General features: G+C 70.2%; 19 protein-coding genes. 8 read left to right on the top strand and 11 right to left on the bottom strand.

Annotated features, from left to right (window positions below; genetic code table 11):
- Positions 1–51 precede the first annotated feature (51 nt).
- A complete protein-coding gene (locus tag EDM04_RS12620; protein ID WP_123622633.1) occupies positions 52–1050 on the top strand; it encodes an ornithine cyclodeaminase family protein in 999 nt (332 codons plus the stop codon).
- Between the two features lie 430 nt (positions 1051–1480).
- On the opposite strand, the gene EDM04_RS12615 is transcribed toward EDM04_RS12620, so the two are convergent.
- Both EDM04_RS12615 and EDM04_RS12610 read right to left on the bottom strand, forming a co-directional pair.
- Entirely contained in the window at positions 1481–2548 is a 1068-nt protein-coding gene (locus tag EDM04_RS12615; RefSeq protein ID WP_123622631.1) for an mRNA surveillance protein pelota, read from the bottom strand.
- 25 nt (positions 2549–2573) lie between these two features.
- Positions 2574–3734, bottom strand: a complete 1161-nt coding sequence (locus tag EDM04_RS12610; protein ID WP_123622629.1) for a DUF4013 domain-containing protein — start codon at positions 3732–3734, stop codon at positions 2574–2576.
- A gap of 307 nt (positions 3735–4041) precedes the next feature.
- Between EDM04_RS12610 and EDM04_RS12605 the strand changes: the two genes are divergently transcribed.
- The 3 genes from EDM04_RS12605 to EDM04_RS12595 all read left to right on the top strand — a co-directional run bounded on the left by EDM04_RS12605 (position 4042) and on the right by EDM04_RS12595 (position 6166).
- Positions 4042–4467 (top strand): hypothetical protein, encoded by a 426-nt coding sequence (locus tag EDM04_RS12605; protein ID WP_123622626.1) that lies wholly within the window; start codon positions 4042–4044, stop codon positions 4465–4467.
- Positions 4464–5399, top strand: coding sequence for an alpha/beta hydrolase (locus EDM04_RS12600; RefSeq protein ID WP_123622624.1), 936 nt, complete (start codon positions 4464–4466; stop codon positions 5397–5399). The genes EDM04_RS12605 and EDM04_RS12600 overlap by 4 nt, the downstream gene beginning before the upstream one ends.
- Positions 5400–5854: 455 nt before the next feature.
- Entirely contained in the window at positions 5855–6166 is a 312-nt protein-coding gene (locus tag EDM04_RS12595) for an MTH1187 family thiamine-binding protein (RefSeq protein ID WP_123622622.1), read from the top strand.
- 26 nt (positions 6167–6192) lie between these two features.
- Here EDM04_RS12595 and EDM04_RS12590 read toward each other — a convergent pair whose 3' ends face one another.
- The 5 genes from EDM04_RS12590 to EDM04_RS12570 all read right to left on the bottom strand — a co-directional run bounded on the left by EDM04_RS12590 (position 6193) and on the right by EDM04_RS12570 (position 10472).
- Positions 6193–6894 (bottom strand): hypothetical protein, encoded by a 702-nt coding sequence (locus EDM04_RS12590; protein WP_123622620.1) that lies wholly within the window; start codon positions 6892–6894, stop codon positions 6193–6195.
- Positions 6895–6950: 56 nt separating this feature from the next.
- The gene (locus EDM04_RS12585; protein WP_123622618.1) at positions 6951–8459 is read right to left on the bottom strand and encodes an RtcB family protein; all 1509 of its coding nucleotides are present in this window, start codon (positions 8457–8459) and stop codon (positions 6951–6953) included.
- Positions 8460–8533: 74 nt separating this feature from the next.
- Entirely contained in the window at positions 8534–8980 is a 447-nt protein-coding gene (locus tag EDM04_RS12580; protein WP_241154909.1) for a hypothetical protein, read from the bottom strand.
- Between the two features lie 203 nt (positions 8981–9183).
- A complete protein-coding gene (locus EDM04_RS12575) occupies positions 9184–9633 on the bottom strand; it encodes an archease (RefSeq protein WP_123622614.1) in 450 nt (149 codons plus the stop codon).
- A complete protein-coding gene (locus tag EDM04_RS12570; RefSeq protein WP_123622612.1) occupies positions 9630–10472 on the bottom strand; it encodes a DUF502 domain-containing protein in 843 nt (280 codons plus the stop codon). The genes EDM04_RS12575 and EDM04_RS12570 overlap by 4 nt, the downstream gene beginning before the upstream one ends.
- A 185-nt stretch (positions 10473–10657) precedes the next feature.
- On the opposite strand from EDM04_RS12570, the gene EDM04_RS12565 reads away from it, so the two are divergent.
- Positions 10658–11131, top strand: a complete 474-nt coding sequence (locus tag EDM04_RS12565; RefSeq protein WP_123622609.1) for a GNAT family N-acetyltransferase — start codon at positions 10658–10660, stop codon at positions 11129–11131.
- Positions 11132–11190: 59 nt separating this feature from the next.
- The gene (gene hmgA / locus EDM04_RS12560; protein ID WP_123622607.1) at positions 11191–12414 is read left to right on the top strand and encodes a hydroxymethylglutaryl-CoA reductase (NADPH); all 1224 of its coding nucleotides are present in this window, start codon (positions 11191–11193) and stop codon (positions 12412–12414) included.
- 36 nt (positions 12415–12450) lie between these two features.
- Here hmgA and EDM04_RS12555 read toward each other — a convergent pair whose 3' ends face one another.
- From EDM04_RS12555 to EDM04_RS12545, 3 genes are all read right to left on the bottom strand, one after another.
- Complete coding sequence (locus EDM04_RS12555) at positions 12451–12768, bottom strand: DUF2250 domain-containing protein (RefSeq protein ID WP_123622605.1); 318 nt, start codon at positions 12766–12768, stop codon at positions 12451–12453.
- Between the two features lie 117 nt (positions 12769–12885).
- Complete coding sequence (gene cofH, locus EDM04_RS12550; protein ID WP_123622603.1) at positions 12886–14313, bottom strand: 7,8-didemethyl-8-hydroxy-5-deazariboflavin synthase subunit CofH; 1428 nt, start codon at positions 14311–14313, stop codon at positions 12886–12888.
- A gap of 431 nt (positions 14314–14744) precedes the next feature.
- Entirely contained in the window at positions 14745–15704 is a 960-nt protein-coding gene (locus tag EDM04_RS12545; protein WP_123622601.1) for a DUF6293 family protein, read from the bottom strand.
- Positions 15705–15826: 122 nt separating this feature from the next.
- Between EDM04_RS12545 and EDM04_RS12540 the strand changes: the two genes are divergently transcribed.
- Complete coding sequence (locus EDM04_RS12540; protein ID WP_123622599.1) at positions 15827–17134, top strand: acetamidase/formamidase family protein; 1308 nt, start codon at positions 15827–15829, stop codon at positions 17132–17134.
- A 442-nt stretch (positions 17135–17576) separates the two neighbouring features.
- Here the strand turns inward: EDM04_RS12540 and EDM04_RS12535 are convergent, their stop codons facing one another.
- The gene (locus tag EDM04_RS12535) at positions 17577–18563 is read right to left on the bottom strand and encodes a M48 family metallopeptidase (RefSeq protein ID WP_123622597.1); all 987 of its coding nucleotides are present in this window, start codon (positions 18561–18563) and stop codon (positions 17577–17579) included.
- Between the two features lie 128 nt (positions 18564–18691).
- Between EDM04_RS12535 and EDM04_RS12530 the strand changes: the two genes are divergently transcribed.
- A complete protein-coding gene (locus EDM04_RS12530) occupies positions 18692–19771 on the top strand; it encodes an aminopeptidase (RefSeq protein ID WP_123622595.1) in 1080 nt (359 codons plus the stop codon).
- Positions 19772–20782 lie beyond the last annotated feature (1011 nt).

Raw genomic sequence — 20782 nt, 5'->3', positions numbered from 1 at the left:
ACCGCTCCCGTTCCCTGTACGGTTTAGTCCCCCGCGCCCGACCGGACCGGTATGACCGACGCCCTGTTCCTCACGAGCGCCGAGGTCGACGACCTCGCCGAGCCGGCCGACTACGTCGCGGTCGTCCGCGACGCCTACCGCCAGATCGGCGAGGGAGCGCCCGCGGAGCCCCGGACGAAGCTGTTCAACCGCGACCCGCCGGGGATGTTCACCACCTACGCCGCGGTCCTCCCGGAGACCGGCGCGATGGGCGGCTACTCCTACTCCGCCGGCTTCGGCGCGGGCGACGCGTGGTTCATGACGCCGCTTTTCGACGCCGAGTCGGGCGAGCCGCTGGCGCTGCTCGACGGCGCCTCGATGAACCCGTTCAAGACCGGCGCCGCGGGTGCGGTCGCGGTGGACGCGCTCGCCCGCGCCGACGCGACCGAGATCGCCGTGATCGGGAGCGGCGCGCAGGCCCGCGGCCAGCTCGCGACCACCGCGACGGTGCGCGACTTCGAGGCCGTTCGGGTGTTCTCCCCGACCGCGGAGAACCGCGAGACGTTCGCCGAGTCGTTCGACGATCGGCTCGACGCCGACGTGTCCGCGGCCGAGAGCGCGAGCGAGGCCCTCGCCGGCGCCGACGTGGCGATCACCGCGACCACCGCGAGCGACCCCGTAATCTCCGACGCCGACGTGGAGCCCGGCACCCACGTCACCGCGATGGGCCAGTACCACCCGGAGAAGAACGAGCTGCCGCCCGAGCTCGTCGCGCGGGCCACCTACGTCCCCGACCTCCGGGCGCGGGCCACGCAGGACGCGGGGTCGTTCCTCGCCGCGGTCGAGGCGGGGCTGATCGACGAGGACCACGTCGCGGCCGACCTCGGCGAGGTCGTCGCCGGCGAGCATCCCGGTCGGACGAGCGAGGAGGAGGTGACCGTGTTCGACTCGGGCGGCACCGGGGTCGAGACGGTCGCGGCCGCGCACATGCTCTACGAGCGCGCGAGCGAGAAGGGTCGGGGACAGCCGATCGACTTCGCGCCCGCGAGCGAGGCGCTTACTGGTGAATAAACGACTGAGGAGATTCGGCGTTCGACATCTCCAACGGACTCGTTGACGTTTATAAGCAGTTTATAACGGGGTGAAGACCTCCGAAGCCCCAGCCGCTCGGCTATACGCAGTTGATCGGAGATCGACGGTGAAGACCTCCAAAGCCCCAGCCGGGAGGACTCGCGCGACTCGCTGCGCTCCTCGCTCAGTCGCTGACGCTCCTTCGCTGTGGTGCTTGCGTCGTCGAGCTTCGTCCTCCCGGCTGCCCCTTTGAGTCCCACCCGACCGCACCGCAACCGCTCCTCACACCTCCCCAGCCTCGTCGGTGGTCCTCCGCGTTGCTCCGGACCACCGACTCCCTCGCACGCGCTCCTCGCGGCCTGTCGGCCGCTCGGAGGCGCGCGCCACCGCACAGACTGTCTATAAATAGACGTTGCGCCGCACAGTTTCCTTACTGCAGCCGGTACCGTAAGATCGCGGCGATCCCGCCGAGGTTCGAGAGCTGCTGACCGGGGTCGAACTCCGAGGAGAAGACGACCACGTCGCCGCCCTGTTGTTCGACCGACTCGATAACCTCGTTGACGTCGATCGCCCAGTCGCCCTCGTTCTGCCGCTCCTGCCGGAGCCGCTCGTCGACCACGAGGAGGGTCTCGATCGCGCCGAACTCGGCGGCCTCGGCCACGTCCTCGGGGCCGTAGGTCGCCTTCGCCCCCTGTGCGATCTCGGCGGTGAGGTCGTCGATGAGCGTCGCCTCCTTGGAGATCCGGGTCTCCTTCTGGACCTCGTCGACGGCGCCGCGCTTGAGCACCTCGTGGACGCCGCGGTCGCCCGCGGCGGAGGTGTCGACCGTGGTGATATTCTCGGCCAGATCGCGGTGCTCCTCCTCGATGTAGTCGAGCGCGTCCCGCTTCGTGAACCCCGGTCCGGCTAAGATTACGGCGTCGGCGTCGAGGTGCGCGAGCGCCTCGCCGAGCTCGGCGAACAGCTCCTCGCGCGGCCGGGAGAAGTCGCCCTTCCCGGTCGGCTTCGTGAAAGAGGCGTACTCCTCGGTGCCGTACTGCTGGACCGTGTGGACGTAGGCGGCCCCCTCCTCGACGGTCGCGATGGCCACGTCGGGGTTCTCGGCGGCCTCGGTCGCCTCCTCCAGCCGCTCGGTCTGGTCCGGCTTGAAGTGCTTCTCCACCGTGATCTCGTCGTGCTCCTCGACGTTGAGCGTGTGGTGGGCGTTGAGCTGGTCCTCGCGCGAGCAGCCGACGATCACGCCCGACACGCGGAGCCGGTTGGCGAACCGGGCGAACTCCACGTCGTCGACTTGGAGCGTGACGAACAGGTGCTCGCGCTGGCCTCCGGTGTCCCGCATCTGGTCGTCGTTCCGCTGGATCCGACGGGTGGTGTCGCCCTCGACGAGGTCCCCCGGTTCGAGGACGTGCGCGAGGTGCCAGAGGTCGTCGACGTTCTCGGGGACGAGGGTGAGCCGCTCGCGGCCCTCCTCGCCGTAGCCCCGTTCGGAGATGCGCATGCCCGAACGTCGCCCCGGCCGCGTATCAACTCTTGTCTTCCGGGTCGGCGACGTCGACGCTCCACTCGAACTCGTCGTCGGAGGGTGCGTCTGCGGCGCTGCCCGCGTTGCGGACGCGGACCGCGCCGTCGGCGCCGCGAGCGCCGTCGGCCGCAGCCGCGTCGCGCTCGGCCGACTCCCCCTCGGGTGCGTACCACTCGAACCCGCCGCCGGCCTCGACGCCGCCCGCCCGTCGGTCCGCGGAGCCGTCGGTGCGCGCCTCCGTCGCCCCCGTCCTGACGACGCTCACTCCGCCGAGCGAGACGGTCCGTCCCGTCTGCACCGCCGGCGGCACCTCGGGGAGCGAGGGACGGGCGAGGTCGGACGTTCCCTCGGCCGCTTCCGCCGCGGTCGGATCGGTCGCCTCGCTCCCGTCGCCCGCGTCGCCGACCTCCAGCGTCGCCGCCGCGCCCCGCCCGTACAGCCCGTACGCGGCGACCCGGACGGCGAAGACGAGCGCCGCGCCGACCACGAGCGGGACGAACGGCCCCGCCAGCGCGTAGCCCGCGCCCAGCGTCCCGGCCGCCACGACCCACGCGGTGGCGTACGCGCCGGAGCCGGCGACCCGGGCGACGCGACGCGGTCGGAGACCGTCTCGGAGGCGTCCGGAGGCGGCGAACGCCGCGAGCGCCGCCGGCCTGACGTACGCGAACGCGAGGAGGTACGCCGCCGCGACCGCCCCGGAGAGCCCGCCGGCGACCCCGACGACGGCCGCGACGCCGTCCTCTCCGAGGGCGGTCCTGACGGCGCCGACGACGGGGGCGGGATCGACGAGCCCGGTCCCGAGAGCGCCGCCGGCGAGGGCAGCGAGCGCGATCCCGAACGCGAGCGGTGCGAGGAGGACGGCGCTCACGAGCGCGGCCTTGAGGCCGTCTCGGTACAGATCGTTCCACGCGACGACGGGGGGCGCGCCGTCGGCGTTCCCGGTCGCGATCCCGCCGGCGAGGAGGCGGACGAAGTAGCCGCGGGCGACGAACGCGGGGGCGAGCGCCAGCGGCGCGAGCAGGACGAGCGGGGGGAAAAGCAGCGCGCCGGCGACCCAGACCGGGGTGAGGACCCACGCGAGCAGCGTCAGGACCCCGCCGACGACGAGGACGCCGGTCCCGTCGGCCGAGCGCGTCAGCGCGGTCGCCGTCCCCCGGAGCATATCCGATCCTGTCACGCGACACTGATAAAGGGTGCCCGAAACCGGAGACTCGTCCGCGGGACACCGGGCGGTTTCGCCCCGACCGATCACCGATCGGGAATCCTCCCGAGATTTTATATAATTTCACGGAGTACTGCCAGACGGCCGCGCGGGACAATCGTGTGCCTCTGACAAAACCGATCCCGGCCGTCGATCGCGACGGCCTTCCCCCGTCCGCGGCTTTCGGAACGAGCGCTTCCTCACGCGTCGAGCGACGGCGCCGTCCGGACGCCGGTACCGATTTATCTCGTCCGGACGTGGGTCGCGTATGACCGGCGACGAGCGGACGACCGAGGTGGAGCCGGCGCTCCGCAGCTACGGGATCAGCGTCGAGGCCGTCGACGGCGGCGACCCGCTGGATCTCACGTACATGACGGCGTTTCCCGGCCGCGAGGTGCACCACGGCGAGATCGGGCGCGCGCTCAACGCCCTGATCGACCGCGCCGAGGCGGACGCGTGGGACCCCGTCCGGGTCGAGGCGACCGTGGTCCGCTCGCCGGGCGACGCGCTCGGGACGTGGCACGCGGAGGCGGCGTGGTTCGAGGAGCTGATCGCCTACGAGATCAGCGAGACGGAGTTTTCGACGCGCGTGCTGGAGACGCTGACGCACGCCGGCGGCGATACCGACGGGGACGCCGAGACCGACGGGTCGGCCGCAGACGCCGAGCCCGCCGAGGCGGGGGACGACGCGTGACCCGCAGAGACCCGGTGAACCGCGCGCAGCGACGGCTCGGCCGGCCGCCGCGCGAGCGGTTCGCCACCCGCGAGCTCGCGTTCGACGTCGACGGCGACACCTGCCTCGGCACCCTCTACCTCCCCGGTGGCGACGGCGAGGACCCGCCAGTCGTCGTGATGGCGCCGGGGCTCGGCGCGGAGCGGAGCTTCGGCTACCCGGCGGTCGCGGAGCGGTTCGCCGACGCCGGCTACGCCGCGTTTCTCTTCGATTACCGCGGGTTCGGGGAGTCGGACGGCGACTCGCAGCTCGTCGACCCCGAGGGCCAGCGCGCGGACTACGAGGCCGCGATCGACCGCCTCCGACGGGTCGACGCGGTCGGCCGCGACCGAGTGCTGTGGGGCGCGTCGCTGTCGGCGGCGCACGTCCTTACGCTCGCGGCGGAGCGGCGCGACGTCGACGCCGTGATCGCCGCGGTCCCGATGCTCGACGGGCGGGCGATCGCCCGCCGCCGGGGCGCGAAGTACCTCGCGCGCTCGGGCGCCGCGGGAGTCCGCGACCTGCTCGGCCATCGGCTCCGTCGCGGGCGCACGGTCCCGATCGTCGGGAGCACCGAGGAGCTCGCCGCGATCACGGAGCCGGGCACGAAGCGGAAGTACCTCGACTTGGTCGACCGCGAGTCGCGGTGGCGCAACGAGACGCCCGCGCGGTCGCTGTTGCGGGTGGCGAGCTACCGACCCGTCGAGCGGATCGGCGAGATCCGGGCGCCGACGCTGCTTCTGGCGGGTACCGACGACACTATCGTCGACAGCGACGCGGTGGTCGCCGCGGGCGAGAAGCTGTCGCGCGGGACCGTCGTCACCATGCCCGCGGACCACTTCTCCCCGCTCGGCGAGGACTTCGAGCCGGCGATCGGCCATCAGCTGTCGTTCCTCAAAGACGCGCTGGAGTGACCGTTTCCGGCGGGTCGACGCAAGTGATCATCGGCGGTGGCGCGCGCCTCCGAGTGGCCGGTAGGCCACGAGGAGCGTCGCGCGAGGGAGTCGCTGGCGGCTGTCGCCGCCAGCGACGAGGCTGGGGAGGAGTGGGGTTGCCGTGCTGCGTGGGTGGGACTCAAAGGGGCAGCCGCGAGGACGGCGCAGGCGATGTAAGCACCGCAGCGAGAGAGCGAACGAAGTGAGCGATCGAGTGAGGAGCGCAGCGAGCGTGCGCCGTCCTCGCGGCTGGGGCTTTGGCGGTGTTCACCACCGGTACCCGATCAGCCGCTTATAACCGATCGGCTGGGGCTTTGGAGACGTTTACCGTCGATCCGCGGTCATCTACGTATAACCGACCGCTTCGGACTGGTCGACGCGGTCGTTCCGATCTCTGACGACCGCTTAAGTGGTCGCACCACGCACCCAAAGCCATGACAGCGATCGCACTCCTGAGCGTCGCGCCGGTGACCGAGGGGAGCATGGCGGGCGAGGTCGCGAAGGCCGTCGCCGCGCTCGACGACTTCGACGTGAGCTACGAGACGAACCCGATGGGGACCGTGATCGAGGCCGACGACGCCGAGACGCTGTTCGCGGCGGCCGCGGCCGCCCACGACGCCGTCGACGGCGACCGCGTCTCCACGGTCCTGAAGATCGACGACAAGCGGGCGGCGGAGACGACCGCCGACCGGAAGGTCGAGGCCGTCGAGGAGCACCTCGGTCGGGAGGCGAAACGGGAGCGGTGACCGATCGGACGCGTGGCCGTCACTTCTCAGAGGGCGTCGATTTCGATCGACCCGCCCGCGGACGCGTCGCCAGCGGGGTTCTCGACCGTCACGTCGACGGTCGTCGTCCGCACGACGGTCGCCTCGTCGCCGCCGCCGGCGACGTCCGCGCGGAACACCACGTCCAGCGTCGTCGTCGCCGTCTCGCCGCCGGACAGATCCGCGTCGGAGAGCGACTCGCTCGTCACCGCGTCGCCCCGGGCGGTCGCGTCGGCGCGCTCGAACCGCGTGGTGAGGCCGCCGTCGACCGCGCTGAAGTCGGGCGGGGCGTCGGAGGCGGCGTCGGTCTGTTCGCCGTCGGATCCGGCGATCGACGCGACGTCCCCGGGCGTCGCTCCGGGGTCCGCCGCCGTGAGGGTCTCGCGGTACACCTCGTCGACGCCGGCGTCGCTCCCCGCGGCGAGCGTGAGCGTCACCCGCTCGACGCCCTCGGAGAAATCGGTCCACGACACCTCGACGGCGGGCGAGAGGTAGACGGACTCGACCCGTCCGTCGTTGCTGGTGACCGTCGGGGCGTCGCCCGCCTCGAAGGCCGCGGGGTCGCCGTCGACCGCGGCCGCCGGCTCGCTCGACGCGGCGAGGGCGCCGAGACCGCTGAGACCGCCGACAGCGACGGCGGCGGCCCCGCCGAGGACCGATCGCCTGGTTGACTCCCGCTGGCCGTTTTCGTCCCGCGAGTGATCGCTCATCTCGACGCGGAGTGGCCGCGGTATCCGATAAAAGCGTCCGGCCGACGGGCCGCGGCCTATCCCTTGATGTTACAGACGGGGAACGTCCGGGCGACCTTGTCGCCGATTCCCAGCTCGTCGCTGACGCGGATCACCTCGTCGATGTCCTTGTAGACGCCGGGCGCCTCCTCGGCGATGGTGGCGCCGGACTGCGCCTTCACGTAGATCTGCTGGCCCGATTCGAGGTCCGATTGCACGTCGCCGCCCCAGAACTCCTGTTTCGCCTGCGTTCGGCTCATCAGCCGGCCGGCGCCGTGGGCGGTGGAGCCGAACGACACCGACATCGACTGGTCGCCGCCGCGGAGCACGTACGATCCGGCGCCCATGCTGCCGGGGATGATCACGGGCTGGCCCACGTCGCGGTAGGTCGCGGGCACGTCCTCGTGGCCCGCGGGGAACGCCCGGGTCGCGCCCTTCCGGTGGACGTACAGCTCGCGGTCCGCGCGGTCGACCGCCTCGTCGCCGACCGCGGGGCGCCCGTCGGCGTCGACGCCGACCTCGTGGGTCTCCTTCTTGGCGATGTTGTGCGCCACGTCGTACAGCAGCTCCATCCCGAGGTCTTCGATCGGGTCGGCGTCGAACACCTCGCCGAACGTCTCGCGGGCCTGATGGGTGATGAGCTGGCGGTTCACCCACGCGAAGTTGATACAGGCGCCCATCGCGCCGTAGTACTCCTCGGCCAGCTCGGAGCCGGCGGGCGCGGCCGCGAGCTCCTTGTCCGGCAGGTCGGCGAGCAGGTCGCCGTGCTCCTTCTCGATCCGCCGGAGGTAGTCGTTGCAGGTCTGGTGGCCGAGCCCGCGGCTCCCGCAGTGGATCAGGACGACGATCCCGTCCGCTTCGAGGCCGAACTCGTCGGCGACCTCCTCGCGGAACACGTCGGTAACGCGCTGGACCTCCAGGAAGTGGTTGCCCGAGCCGAGCGAGCCCATCTGGTTGCGCCCGCGGTCCATCGCCTTCTGGGAGACGTACTCGGGTCGAGCGTCGGGGCGCCGCCCCTCGTCCTCGCAGCGCATGAGGTCGCTCTCGATCCCGTACCCCTCCTCGACCGCCCACTCGACGCCTCGTTCGAGGGCGCCCTCGATCGCGTCGGCGTCACCGTCGACGACGCCGCCCCCGCCGAGCCCGGAGGGGATCGCCTCGAAGAGCGCGTCGACGAGCTCCTCCTCGCGGCCGCGCACGTCGTCGTAGGTGAGGTTAGTTTTCACCATTCTAACGCCGCAATTTATGTCGTAGCCGACCGCTCCGGGCGATATGCAGCCGGTTCGGGCGTCGATCGCGCCGACGCCCCCGACCGGGAAGCCGTACCCCTGATGGCCGTCGGGCATACAGAGTGCGGGCTCGACGATCCCCGGGAGGTGGGTCGCGTTCTTCAACTGTTGGAGCGAGTCGTCCTCGCCGATCTCCTCGAGCAGGGCTTCGCTGGCGAGCACTCGCGCCGGGACGTTCATGTCGCCCTCGCGGGGGATCTCCCAGACGTGCTCGCGCACCTTCTCCAGTCGGATCCCGTCGAACTCGCGCGTGGTCATACACCGGCGTTCGGTACGGGGGGAGAAGGGCGTTGCGTCAGCGGGCGCGGGGAGGGGCGGGTCTCCCCGCGATCTCAGCGGTCGACCGGGTCGATCGGGAGCCAGCCGATCTCGCCCTCGGCGAGCGTGAACGCGGCGAAGACCCGCCCGAGCACGAGTCCGTACAGCAGGTGTGCGACCGCGATCACCGCGCCGAACTCGAATCCCACCGTGAGCCCGGGCACCGGTAGCGTCGGCACCGGCAGCGCGGTGGCGCCCTCGATCGCGAGCGCGGTCGGCAACAGCAGCCCGCCGGTTATCACGCCGAGCAGCGCCGAGTGGACGACGCCGAGCGAGAGACAGCCCCCCACGTCTCCGCGCAGGTCGTCGAAGAACGCGCGGTCGAAGACGGCGACGAACAGCGCCCCGAAGAGGGTGCTGTTGAACAGGTGGACGGCCCAGCCGGCGGCGGCCGTCTCGACGCCGACGAGCGCGCCGATCGTCGGCATGAGGCCCAACGCCCCGTGCAACACGACGCCCATGACCGCGCCGGCGATCAGCCCGCCGGCGGCGCCCGCGCGCCAGTGCCGCCCGGTCGCCGCAGAGCCCTCTCCCGTCGCCTCTTCCCCTCCGGTTTCGGCTCGCGCCTCCGCGCCGCTCTCGCCTGTATGTGACATGCGGTAACAATGAACTCCCCTCTGATAACGGTTTCCACGAGATCACGTTTTTCAGGCGTGTGGGGGCGTCACACGTCGAAGACGACGTAAGCGTACCACTCGTCGCCCCGCCGTTCGAGGGTCATCTCGGAGTAGGTGACCGCCTTGATCTCCCGAGCGGCGACGGCGTCGAGGGGGACGCCGCGGGCCGACGCCTCGGCGGTCCACGCGCCGTCGTCGCTCGACTCGGGGTCGTCGACGCCGTCGGAGTCGTCCGGCCCCGAGACCGCACACCGGTGACCGGCCGGGAGCACGAGCCGCACGTCGCGCTCGTAGATCAACTGGTCGAGGTAGTCGAACAGCAGCGCCTCGCGGCTCTCGGCGCTCACGGTGAACGCGAACCGCTCTCCCACCTCGGGGACCGTCTCGCAGCTCGCGGCGGTGAGCCCGTCGGCGACGGCCTCGAACAGCGCCGCGAGGGTCGGCGCGGTCGCCTCGACCGCCACGTCGGCGGTGTGCTCGCGGAGGGCGTAGCTCACCGGTCGTCACCCCCGTTCGAGTCCTCGACGCTCGTCCCGCTCGGGTCCGCGGCGTTCGTCCCGCCCCGGCCCTCGCCGGTCTCGGTCCCGGTCCGAGCGTCGTGCTCGGACCGGAACGCCGATCCGATCCGGTTTCGCGCGCCGATCCGCTTGAGCTCCTCCGGCGAGAGCCCGTCGGGGTCCGACCCCTCCCCGCCGATCGCGACGCCGCTCGTCACGATCGCCTGGATCCCCTCGTCGACGGTCAGATCCACGTCGACGATCCGTCCTTCGGGAACGAAGACGACGTGCCCGCCCATCACCGGGTTCGGGGCCATGGGCATGAACAGCGAGCGCATCTCGCCGCCGTCGGCCGGGTCGGCGATCACCGCCGGGGCCTCGCTCGTGACGAACGCGAGCGCGTAGGTCCCCTCGGTGGGGAACTCGACGAGGACGACCTCGCGGAAGTTCCCCGTGTCCGACTCCAGCATCGCGTCGCTCATCTGCCTGAACCCCTGGTACACCGAGCCGACGCCCGGGATCTGTTCGATGCCGTAGTGGGCGTACTCGACCGCGAGCTCCCCGTACCGCGTCGACTCGACGACGATCCCGAGGGCGAGGATCGACGCGACGAACACGATCGGGGTCGCGATCTCGATGGCGATCTCGCGGCCGATCGGGAGCATCATCGGCGGCAAAAGCGGCACGATCGCCGTGGAGAAGGCGTCCAGATAGTCGTAGATCGCGTTGAACACCACCCCCAGCACCGCGAGGGTGATGACGGAGGGCACGATGACGGCGACGCCGGTCAGGAGCGCCCGTCTGAGGCGTCCGCGGTCCGGTGGCGACTCGGCGGCCATTACCGGAGCCACGACCGACCCGACCAAAACGCTTCCGTCGTCGAGTGCGGCGGGTAGAGTCGGTCGCGGCGGAGGGTCCGGTTCGAGGGCGACGCGACGGGGTCCGATTCGCGTCGAAACGGCCCGACTGCAACCCTCCCCGGTGGCGGTGGAGTTATATTCCGTTGGCGTGTTAGCCTCGTGCAGTGAGCGTCAACGTGGAAAAGCGGACGGAACCGCCCGGCGAGGCCGATCACGCCACGGAGGCGTGGGAGCTCAAAGAGCGGATCCGATCCGCGGAGGGGGTCCTCCGACAGCGGCGCGGATTCTTCGTCGACGCCTACCGTCGCTCCACGACGCACCTACTGATCGAGAACGACGAGATCGTGGCGTTCGCCTCCGTGCGGCGCGACGGCTACGTCCTCTTTCTCGCCGTCCACCCCGACCACCGGGGGCGCGGCCACGCCGAGCGTCTCATCGCCGACGTGGCCGCGGACCACCGATCGGTCACCTGTCACGCCCGCACGACCAACACCGGGGCGCTCGGCTTCTACGAACACCTCGGCTTCGAGGTCGTCCGCCGGATCGACGACTACTACGAGGACGGCGGCGACGCCTACTACCTCAAGCTCGGCGGCGAGTCGCTCCGCGAGCGGCTCTCCGGGATCGTCGGGCGCTGAGGCTTCGGGTCCCCCGCCGAATCGACAACCATTAGCACGCGCCGCGAGGAGACGCGGACATGACCGACGCCACCCCCGCGTCGCTCGCGGAGCGCGTCCGCGAGGGCGAGATCCGCTTCCACGAGCTCGAAGAGCACGCCGACGCCGACACCGCCGCGGCCGCCCGGCGCCTGCTCGTCGGCGAGACCGCCGACGCCGACGTCGACGCGCTCGGCGAGTACGCGTTCGACGCGGCCGACGCCAACGGGTCGAACATCGAGAACATGGTCGGGGCCGTGCAGGTACCGATGGGCGTCGCCGGCCCCGTCGCGGTCGACGGCGGCGCGCTCTCGGGCGAGCGTTACCTCCCGATGGCGACCACGGAGGGCGCCTTAGTCGCCTCGATCAACCGCGGCTGCTCGGTCGTCAACGACGCCGGCGGCGCGACCGCGCGCGTGACGAAGAGCGGGATGACCCGCGCGCCGGTCTTCCGCGTCGCCGACGTGGCCGAGGCGGAGGCGCTCGTCTCGTGGGTCCGGGACAACGAGGAGGCGCTGCGGGAGGCCGCCGAGTCGACGACGAGCCACGGCGAACTGCTCGACGTGACGCCGTACGTCGTCGGCAACAACGTCTACCTTCGGTTCCGCTACGACACGAAGGACGCGATGGGGATGAACATGGTCACCATCGCGACCCGCGAGGCCTGCGACGCGATCGAGGACGCGACCGACGCCTCGCTCGTCGCGCTCTCGGGCAACCTCTGTTCGGACAAGAAGCCGGCCGCGATCAACGCGGTCGAGGGGCGCGGGCGCTCCGTGAGCGCCGACGTTGAGATCCCCCGCGAGGTCGTCGAGGAGCGGCTCCACACGACCCCGGAGTCGATCGCCGAGATCAACACCCGGAAGAACCTCGTCGGCTCCGCGAAGGCGGGCGGGCTCGGCTTCAACGCCCACGTCGCCAACGCGGTCGCGGCGATGTTCTTGGCGACCGGGCAGGACGAGGCGCAGGTCGTCGAGGGGGCGAACGCGATCACGACCGCGGAGGCGACGCCCGACGGCGACCTCTACCTCTCCGTGTCGCTCGCGAGCCTCGAAGTGGGTACCGTCGGCGGCGGGACGAAGCTCCCGACGCAGGCGGCGGGGCTCGACATCCTCGGCGTCCGCGGCGGCGGCGACCCCGCCGGGAGCAACGGCGACGCGCTCGCGGAGGCGATCGCGGTGGGCTCGCTCGCCGGCGAGCTCTCCCTTCTGGCGGCGCTCGGCTCCAGACACCTCTCCTCGGCGCACGCCGATCTCGGGCGGTAAGCTCGAACGGGCCCGAAACCGCCGACCGACCCCCGATCAGTCCGACCACGCCGCGCAGTCCTCCCGCAGCGCGTCGCGGCCGGCGTCGGTGATCCTGAAGACCTCCTCGTCAGTCACCCGCTCGACGAGCCCCGCCGCGTCGAGCGCGTCCAGCCGCGACTCGACGTGGTCGACGTACAGCCCCGTGTTGCTCGCGACGAACGCCGGATAGTCGGTGCCGACGTCGTCGAGGTACGCCAGCACCCGCTCGTCGGTGCGAGTGAGCGCGACCCTCGGGGGGTCCGACTCGCCGTCGCCGTCCTCGGGCGGCGGGTCCCTCTCCGAACCGGCGGTCGATGCGTCTGACGCGGTCATCTCGTCCTTGTTAATGGTTACCAATATTAAGAGTATTTCGGCGGTTCCCGCCGACTGGGAGCCGCCTGCCGGGAGCGGCCTGGTGGGTGCTTCGGCGGGCTCGCCCTTCCGACCGGCTCAGTCGTCCGCGCCCGCCGACTCGCCGTCGGGCTCCGAGGCCCCGGACGACCGGTCCGGAAGCATCGGCGTGCCGTCGGCGCGGGGGCCGAGCCGCGGGCCGTGGGGGCCGTCGTCGGAGTCGATCCGGCGGCGGGTGCGGTAGTCGGTCGAGCGCTCGACGGGTGTCCGACCGATCGCCGTGATCATGTCGACGTAGTCGTCGAACGAGCGGAACTCGCCGTAGTCGCCGCCGGCCCGCTTCGTGATCTCCTCCGAGAGGATGGTGCCCATGAAGTCGTCGGCGCCGCAGTTGAGCAGCTTCAGGCCGTGGGCGTCGCCCGACTTCACCCACGAGGCCTGCACGTGGTCGACGTTGTCGAGGAAGAGGCGCGCGACCGCGACCACCAGCTCGTCCTCGTCGCGCGAGGGGCCGGAGTCGACGACGCCGTGGCGGTGGAGGGGGGTGTTCTGGTGGATGAACGAGAGGGGGACGAACTCGGTGATCCCCCCGGTGCGGTCCTGCAGGTCGCGGATCACCCCGAGGTGCTCCGCGCGGTGGGCGACCGTCTCGACGTGGCCGTACATCATCGTCGCGGTGGTGTCGAGGCCGGCGGCCATCGCGCCCTCCATCGCCGCCACCCAGTCGTCGGTGCGGATCTTCCCGGGGCAGATCACGTCGCGGACCTCGTCGACGAGGATCTCCGCGGCGGTGCCGGGCGCGGAGTCGAGCCCCGCGGCCGCCAGCTCGCGGTAGACCGTCTCGTAGTCCCAGTCGGTGCCGCGGGCGGCGTGGTACGCCTCCTCCGGCGTCATCGAGTGGACGTGGATCCCGCCGACCGACATCGCCTCGATCTGGTCGACGTAGGTGCCCGGGTCCGTGGCGTACGCCGACGGCGGCTTGTAGTTCACCGCGCTCTCGGGGTCCTCAAAGGACCGGAGGATCTCGTGGTGCTCCTCGTTCAGCGCCAAGGCCGGGTGAAGCCCCGAGACCGAGCACACCTCGTAGACGCCCATGTCGAGGGCGTCCTCGACGATCTGGCGGGACTCGGCGGGCGTCTTCGTAAAGCCCGCGTGGTCGACGTCGCTGTCGGCCTCGAAGGCGTGCGCGGAGTCCTTGAAGTTACAGAACAGACAGCCGGTGTTGCAGGCGGTCGTGACGTTGTTGTTGAGGTTGGCGACGAAGGTGACCTCGTCGCCGACGTCCTCGCGGCGTCGCCGGTCGGCGAGTTCCAGCACCGCTTCCTTCCGGACCGGGTCGATCCCCTCGGTGTCCGTGCCGGTGGCGAGCAGTTCGGTCGCGTCGTCGACGGTGAGGCGGGTTCCGTCCCGGGCCTTCGCGAGCGCGTTCTCGAACGACTGGTCGGTCGCCGGCTCGGCGAAGCCGAAGTCGTCGTCGAGGGCGGCGGCGTCGCGGTCTGTCGCGTCGGGGTCCCGCGCCGGATTCATCGCGTGTGTCTCCCCGTCCCACGGATAAAAACGGGCCGGTCGTGGCACTGATAAAACAACCGCGGCGGCGCGCGCCTCCGAGTGGCCGCCACCGGCGGCCACGAGGAGCGTCGCGCGAGGTCGCCGGCGCGTAGCGCCGGCTGCCAGAGGGACCTTCGGTCCCTCGCTGGAGTCGGTGGTCCGGAGCGAAGCGGAGGGCCACCGACGAGGCTGGGGAGGCGTGAGGCTGCGGTTGCGGTGCGGCCGGGTGGGACTCAAAGGGGCAGCCGGGAGGACGAAGCACGACGAAGTAAGGACCGCAGGAGCGAGCGAAGCGAGCGACGAGGACCGCAGCGAGTCGCGCGAGTCCTCCCGGCTGGGGCTTTGGCGGTGTTTACCGTCGTTCCACCACCAACAGTCGCTTATAAGAAAACTGTCCGATCTCACACGTCCTACGCCAACTCACGATCCTCGTCCGCGTGCGCTCGGACCCACAGCTCGCCGATCCGCGAGAGGGTGGTCCGGTAGGACTTCCCGCGCTCCTCCCGCTCGATGTACCCCTTCCCACCGGGGCCGAGTCGGTCGACGTTGTAGATCACCTTCGAGCGGAACGAGTCGGTGTACTCCTCGTTGAGGTCGTCGGCGAGCGTCTCGGCCAGCTCCGAGACCGACGCGAACTCGCCGTGCTCGCCGAGGGTGAACAAGACGAGCTCCTCGAACGGCTTGACGTTCTGGAAGGAGGCGACGGGGAGCTCGATCACGTGGCTGTCGCCGATGCGCTTCGCGCCGATGGTGGTGCCGCGCTCGTCGAACTCCGCGAGCAGGTCGGTGGTGGTGGCGAGTCTGTCGCCGACGCGCTCGTCGTCGACCGCGTCGTCCTCGGCCAGCTCCCGCAGGAGGTCGCGGTTCGCCCGCAGTTCCTCTGCGAGCTCGGTCTCCAAGTACTTCTCCGGGGCGGTGTAGTAGGTGTGGATGCGGTCGCGGTCGTCCTGCCGCTCGACCATGATCGAGTGGGCCGCGGTCGCGAACGCGAAGGAGACGGGACGCGGCATCGAACAGAGGTTCACCCAGACCTCGCGCTCGTCGTTGGGGTCAGCGGGGGCGTCGCACTCGCCCGCTTCGTCGACTCCCTCCGCTCTGTCCAGCTCCGCGTTTATCAGGTCGTAGGCGCGCTCGAAGGCGGCGTCGTAGTCGTACACGTCGGTCAGCCGCTCGCGGACCGTCTCGGCGCCGAGCAGGTTCCGGAAGTCCTGTTCGAGCTTGCGCGCGATGTTGCGCGAGTACTCGACGTTGGCCTCGCTGCCGACCGTCCCCTCCAAGAGGATCACCCGGTCGACGTCGAACTGGTCCCGGATGAGCGGGGCGATCATGCGGTCGTAGTCGAAGCCGACCGGCACGACGTGGGTCTGCATGGGTGACCGTTTGACGGGACGCAGTTATAAACGACTGCAAGCGACCACGCCTTCCCGAACACCGATCGAGCGCTTCCGCCAACAGCAGCGTTATTCTCTCGACGCCCCTACCATAGCGTGGTATGTCACAGCAAGGCGTTCAAGAGGAGCTGTACGTCGACCAGTACACGCTCGGCCTGGTCGGTCCCGATCAGGAGTGGGCGGGGACGGTCGCGGACGGCGGGACGGTGGAGACGTACACGCCGCCGGGGTGTTGGGGGCCGATGGTCACGCCCTCGTTCCGGGGCGGCCACGAGGTGACCCGGCCGATCCGCGTCGAGGGCGCCGAGGTCGGCGACGCGATCGCGATCCACATTCGCGACGTGACCGTGACGAGCATGGCGACGAGCACCGGATCGATGGCGGAGCGCGAGGGCGCGTTCGGCGACGACCCCTTCGTCGACCACCGCTGCCCCGAGTGCGGGACGACGTGGCCCGACTCCGTCGTCGAGGGCACCGGCGAGGACGCGATCCGCTGTGCCGAGTGCGGCGCCAACGCCTCCTCGTTCGGCTTCGAGTACGGCTACACCGTCGCGTTCGATCACGAGAACGCGGTCGGGATCACCCTCGACAAGGAGGGCGCCCACGAGCTCGCGACCGACGCCGAGCGCGTGATGGACATCCCGGAGAACTCCCGACAACACCCGATCCTGCTGTACGAGCCCGACGGAATGCCCGGGACGCTCGGTCGCCTCCGGCCCTTCGTCGGGAACATCGGGACGACGCCCTCGGTGACGATGCCCGACTCGCACAACGCGGGCGACTTCGGCCAGAGCCTCATCGGCGCCGACCACGACTACGGCGTCGAGACCGAGGAAGACCTCGAACTGCGCACCGACGGCCACATGGACGTCCCGGAGGTCCGCGCGGGCGCCACGCTGATCTGTCCCGTCGAGGTCGACGGCGGCGGGGTGTACGTCGGCGACCTCCACGCGAACCAGGGCGACGGCGAGCTCTCCCTCCACACCACCGACGTGAGCGGCACCGTCACCATGGACGTGGAAGTGATCGAGGGCCTCGATATCGACGGCCCCGTGCTGCTCCCCAACGATGAGGACCTGCCCTTTATCAGTCAGCCCTACAGCGACGCGGAGCGCGAGGCCGGCCGCGACCTCGGCGCGGAGCACGGCGTCGACGTCGAGGACGACATGGCCCCGATTCAGGTCGTCGGCTCCGGCGCGACCGTCAACGACGCCACGCAGAACGCCTTCGACCGCGCCGGGAAACTACTCGACATGAGCGAGGGCGAGATCCGCGCCCGGTGCACCTTCACCGGCGGCGTCCAGATCGGTCGGCTCCCCGGCGTCGTCCAGCTCGACATGCTGGCGCCGCTGGACCTGCTCGACGAGCGCGGGGTCGGTGACGCGGCGCGGGAGCAGTACGGGCTGTAAGAGGCGGTTGAGGCGGGAACTGTCAGTATCAACGCCGCGGCCGTAGTTTTCGCTACCACATCGTCTTGCCAAATTGTTGCTGACGGCGGATCGACGACGGACCCTCCAAAGCCCCAGCCGCTCGCCTATAAGTGATTGTTGACGGCGGATCGAGGGCGAACACCTCCAAAGCCCCAGCCGCGAGGACTCGGTGCGGTCGCTGCGGTCCTCAGTCGCTCGCGCTGCTCGCTCCTTGCGGTCCTTGCGTCCCGCGCCTTCGTCCTCGCGGCTGCCCCTTTGAGTCCCGCCCACCCGCTACAGCACCGCAGCCTCACGCCTCCCCAGCCTCGCGGTTCGCGCTCTCCGAGCGCTCACCGCGTCCCTCGCGCGTGCTGCTCGGCCGCGGGGCGGCCTCGCAGGCACGCGCCACCGTGATATCGCCGGCTTGTGTGATGGACGCTTCTCATCGAGACGACCGTCCCCGCCCGGCGGCCCCCCGCGACGGCCCCGCCGGGATCCGCCTCGTCGGGCCCTGCGACTCGGCTTTCGTTCGGAGGCGCTCGACGCGCTCGTCGATCGACGGGTGCGTCGACAGCCACCGCTCGGCCGGGTCCTCGGTCCGCTTGGACGCCGACAGCGGCGCGAAGGGCCACGACGGCTCCGCGGCCCGTTCGATCCGGCGGAGCGCCCGCGCGAGCGCGATCGGGTCGCCGGTCACCTCCGCCGCGCGGTCGTCGGCCGCGAACTCGCGCTTTCGCGACCGCGACCGGGCGACGAGCGTCGCGAGCACGAACCCGGCGAACAGGCCGTTCGCGAGCGCGCGGTGGAGCCGCGCGAAGGGCCCGGACCGATCGCCGGGACGCCCGCGGATCCACGCCGAGCCGGCGGCGAGCCCGGAGAGCGCCAAGAGTGCCGGCAGCGCGAGCACCGTGGCGAACCCGACGAGCGCGCGCCCGACCCCGTCGGCCATCGCGAGCGCGAACCCGTCGTTCGTCTCGAGGTGCGCCAGCTCGTGCGCGACGATCGCCTCCACCTCGCGCGCCGAGAGCACCCGGAACAGCGACCGGTCGATGACGAGGGCGCCGCTCCCCGAGCCGCCGCCGACCGCGAACGCGTTCGGCGTCCGGGCGTCGGTGACGTACAGGTCGGGAGGATCCGCACCCATCCGCGCCGCGAGCGCGTCGACGCGGCGATGGAGGTCGGGCGCGCGCTCTCGGGGGAGTCGGTCGCCGTCGAGGCTGGCGAGGACCTGTGCGGTCCCGATCCGGTAGCTGAGGTACGCCGACCCGACCGCGACGGCGGCGAGCAACGCGAGGAGGACGGGCAGATCGGGGCGGGCGGTCCAGGCGAACCGCAGCGCGTCGGCGACGAACAGCGCCGCGGCGAGGTACACCGCGAGCAGGACGACGCCGACGGCGGCCGCGGCCGCGCGGAACGCGAGCCGGGACATGCCCGACCCTACGAGGCGGGGCGTCAAACGCGTTGCGTCGGCAGCGGTCCGCGAGTGGGGCTCGGTCGCTCCCCCGCGCGGGCCGCCGGAAGGAAAAGCCGTAATTCCCCGGCCGCGAAACCCGATGTATGGACGCACGCGTTCGCGAACACGCCGAGATTATCGCCGACCACTCCACCGACATCCAGTCGGGCGACGACGTGGTCATCCAGATGCCCAAGGAGGCCGAGGACCTCGCGGTCGCCCTCCACGAGGTCTGCGGGGACCGCGGCGCCAACCCCGTCTACCTCAACTACTCGAAGCGCGCCCAGCGGGCCTTCAAGCGCTCCGCCGACGACTTCACCGAGCCGAGCCACCGACGCGCGCTCTACGAGGAGGCCGACGTGTTCGTCATCGCGCGCGGCGGCGCGAACGCCACCGAGGACGCCGACATCGCCCCGGAGACCAACGCGGCCTACAACCGCGCGATGGAGGAGGTCAAGCGGACGCGCCTGTCGAAGACGTGGTGTCTCACGCAGTACCCGACCGCGAGCCACGCCCAGCTCGCCGGGATGAGCACCGAGGCGTACGAGAACTTCGTGTGGGACGCCGTCTCGCTCGACTGGGACGAACAGCGCGAGTTCCAGGCGGAGATGGTCGAAATTCTGGACGACGCGGACGAGGTCCGCATCAAGTCCGGGGACGAGACCGACCTCACGCTCGACGTCTCCGGGAACTCCACGCTCAACGACTACGGCGAGGCGAACCTGCCCGGCGGCGAGGTGTTCACGGCGCCCGCGCGAGACGGCGTCGACGGCGAGGTCCACTTCGATCTCCCGCTGTACCGCTACGGCCGCGAGATCGACGGGGTCCGGCTCCGGTTCGAGGACGGCGAGGTCGTCTCCCACTCCGCCGAGCGCAACGAGGACCTGCTGACGGGAATCCTCGACACCGACGAGGGCTCCCGGCGCCTCGGCGAGCTCGGCATCGGGATGAACCGCCAGATCGACCGGTTCACCTACAACATGCTGTTCGACGAGAAGATGGGCGACACCGTCCACATGGCGGTCGGCTCCGCGTACCCGGAGACGGTGGGCGGGGACAACGAGGTCAACGAGTCCGCCGAGCACGTGGACATGATCGTCGACATGAGCGAGGACTCCGTCATCGAGGTCGACGGCGAGGTCGTCCAGCGCAACGGGACGTTCGCCTTCGAGGACGGGTTCTGAGGGGGGCGTTCGTCTTCGAGGACGGGTTCTGAGGGGGGCGTTCGGCCGTCCTCGGAAGGCGGTTTTTTGGTGCAGATTTTTGCCGGTCGAGCGGAGCGAGACCGGGAAAAAGGTGCGACTGGGACGTTCGCCTTCGAAGACGGGTTCTGAGGCAGGTCGTGGTTCGGACCGGCAGCCCGTTCCAGCTACCGCTGACAGCAGAACAGCGGCGATCGGTAGCGAAGCGCGCGTCGTCGTTCGTCGGTGACGATTCCATCGGCGAAGCGACCGGGACGACTCCCGTCAGAGCGATTCCGAGCCGCAACGCGGTCGCCGTTCGACTGATTCATCTCCTGTCTCATCCGTCGTCACACATCTCTAAAACATAAAATAAAAATAATATATAAGGAGAGTACAACTTAACAGGTCGTTTCGAGACGCTCGCGTCTAACGGGTTTGATTCAGCAGTTTATTCGGACACCACATGGGAGCGTTCGATCAATCTCATATAATCTTTCGTATACCAAATATCTATTACCTTTGACATCCTCTCCGCCCTGAAGGGCGAAGATTCCCACGGTCCCGAACCGCTGGTTTGGGGTGTTTACGGTTTGTAGCTGTCCCGGTGACCGCCACTGGCTGTGCCAATCAGCCGGTACTCCTATCCCGGCATGGGATTCAGAGGTACTTCTTACTGTACCCGAACACTACAACAGAAAGGGTGCTTTCTGTGTGTGGTCGGGAATCCCGATATTGTCCGATTAAGTGGGCGGATAGACCGCCTCGGATAACTATTAATACAACGATCACTCAGTTAAAACACCCGACCAGAAGTTCGTGGTTGCTGGAGAGAATTGTCGGATTCATCCCCGCGCTGAAGCGCGAGGCTTTCTCCTTGATTCTCCGTAAAACCGGCCGGCAACAGTGGGGACACCACGGCGATCGATAGCGGGAGTGGGTATTGCAGATCGGTGGCGGCGAGAGGGTATTTAAACGAACTACGAGCCACAGCGCCGATCGCTTATAAATGAC

The organism is Halorubrum sp. CSM-61, from assembly GCF_003781945.1.
Taxonomy (GTDB): domain Archaea; phylum Halobacteriota; class Halobacteria; order Halobacteriales; family Haloferacaceae; genus Halorubrum.
The sequence above is the reverse complement of the archived record's forward strand: the minus strand, read 5'-3'. Positions and strand labels throughout refer to the sequence as shown.

Excerpts from the sequence above, each read along its gene's own strand:
- EDM04_RS12590 (WP_123622620.1), bottom strand. The coding sequence starts at position 6,894 with ATGAGCGATCACTCGCGGGACGAAAACGGCCAGCGGGAGTCAACCAGG.
- EDM04_RS12545 (WP_123622601.1), bottom strand. The coding sequence starts at position 15,704 with ATGCAGACCCACGTCGTGCCGGTCGGCTTCGACTACGACCGCATGATC.
- hmgA (WP_123622607.1), top strand. The coding sequence starts at position 11,191 with ATGACCGACGCCACCCCCGCGTCGCTCGCGGAGCGCGTCCGCGAGGGC.
- EDM04_RS12580 (WP_241154909.1), bottom strand. The coding sequence starts at position 8,980 with ATGGGCGTCGTGTTGCACGGGGCGTTGGGCCTCATGCCGACGATCGGC.
- EDM04_RS12585 (WP_123622618.1), bottom strand. The coding sequence starts at position 8,459 with ATGACCACGCGCGAGTTCGACGGGATCCGACTGGAGAAGGTGCGCGAG.
- EDM04_RS12595 (WP_123622622.1), top strand. The coding sequence starts at position 5,855 with ATGACAGCGATCGCACTCCTGAGCGTCGCGCCGGTGACCGAGGGGAGC.
- EDM04_RS12605 (WP_123622626.1), top strand. The coding sequence starts at position 4,042 with ATGACCGGCGACGAGCGGACGACCGAGGTGGAGCCGGCGCTCCGCAGC.
- EDM04_RS12615 (WP_123622631.1), bottom strand. The coding sequence starts at position 2,548 with ATGCGCATCTCCGAACGGGGCTACGGCGAGGAGGGCCGCGAGCGGCTC.
- EDM04_RS12540 (WP_123622599.1), top strand. The coding sequence starts at position 15,827 with ATGTCACAGCAAGGCGTTCAAGAGGAGCTGTACGTCGACCAGTACACG.
- EDM04_RS12535 (WP_123622597.1), bottom strand. The coding sequence starts at position 18,563 with ATGTCCCGGCTCGCGTTCCGCGCGGCCGCGGCCGCCGTCGGCGTCGTC.
- EDM04_RS12555 (WP_123622605.1), bottom strand. The coding sequence starts at position 12,768 with ATGACCGCGTCAGACGCATCGACCGCCGGTTCGGAGAGGGACCCGCCG.
- EDM04_RS12610 (WP_123622629.1), bottom strand. The coding sequence starts at position 3,734 with ATGCTCCGGGGGACGGCGACCGCGCTGACGCGCTCGGCCGACGGGACC.
- EDM04_RS12620 (WP_123622633.1), top strand. The coding sequence starts at position 52 with ATGACCGACGCCCTGTTCCTCACGAGCGCCGAGGTCGACGACCTCGCC.
- cofH (WP_123622603.1), bottom strand. The coding sequence starts at position 14,313 with ATGAATCCGGCGCGGGACCCCGACGCGACAGACCGCGACGCCGCCGCC.
- EDM04_RS12570 (WP_123622612.1), bottom strand. The coding sequence starts at position 10,472 with ATGGCCGCCGAGTCGCCACCGGACCGCGGACGCCTCAGACGGGCGCTC.
- EDM04_RS12530 (WP_123622595.1), top strand. The coding sequence starts at position 18,692 with ATGGACGCACGCGTTCGCGAACACGCCGAGATTATCGCCGACCACTCC.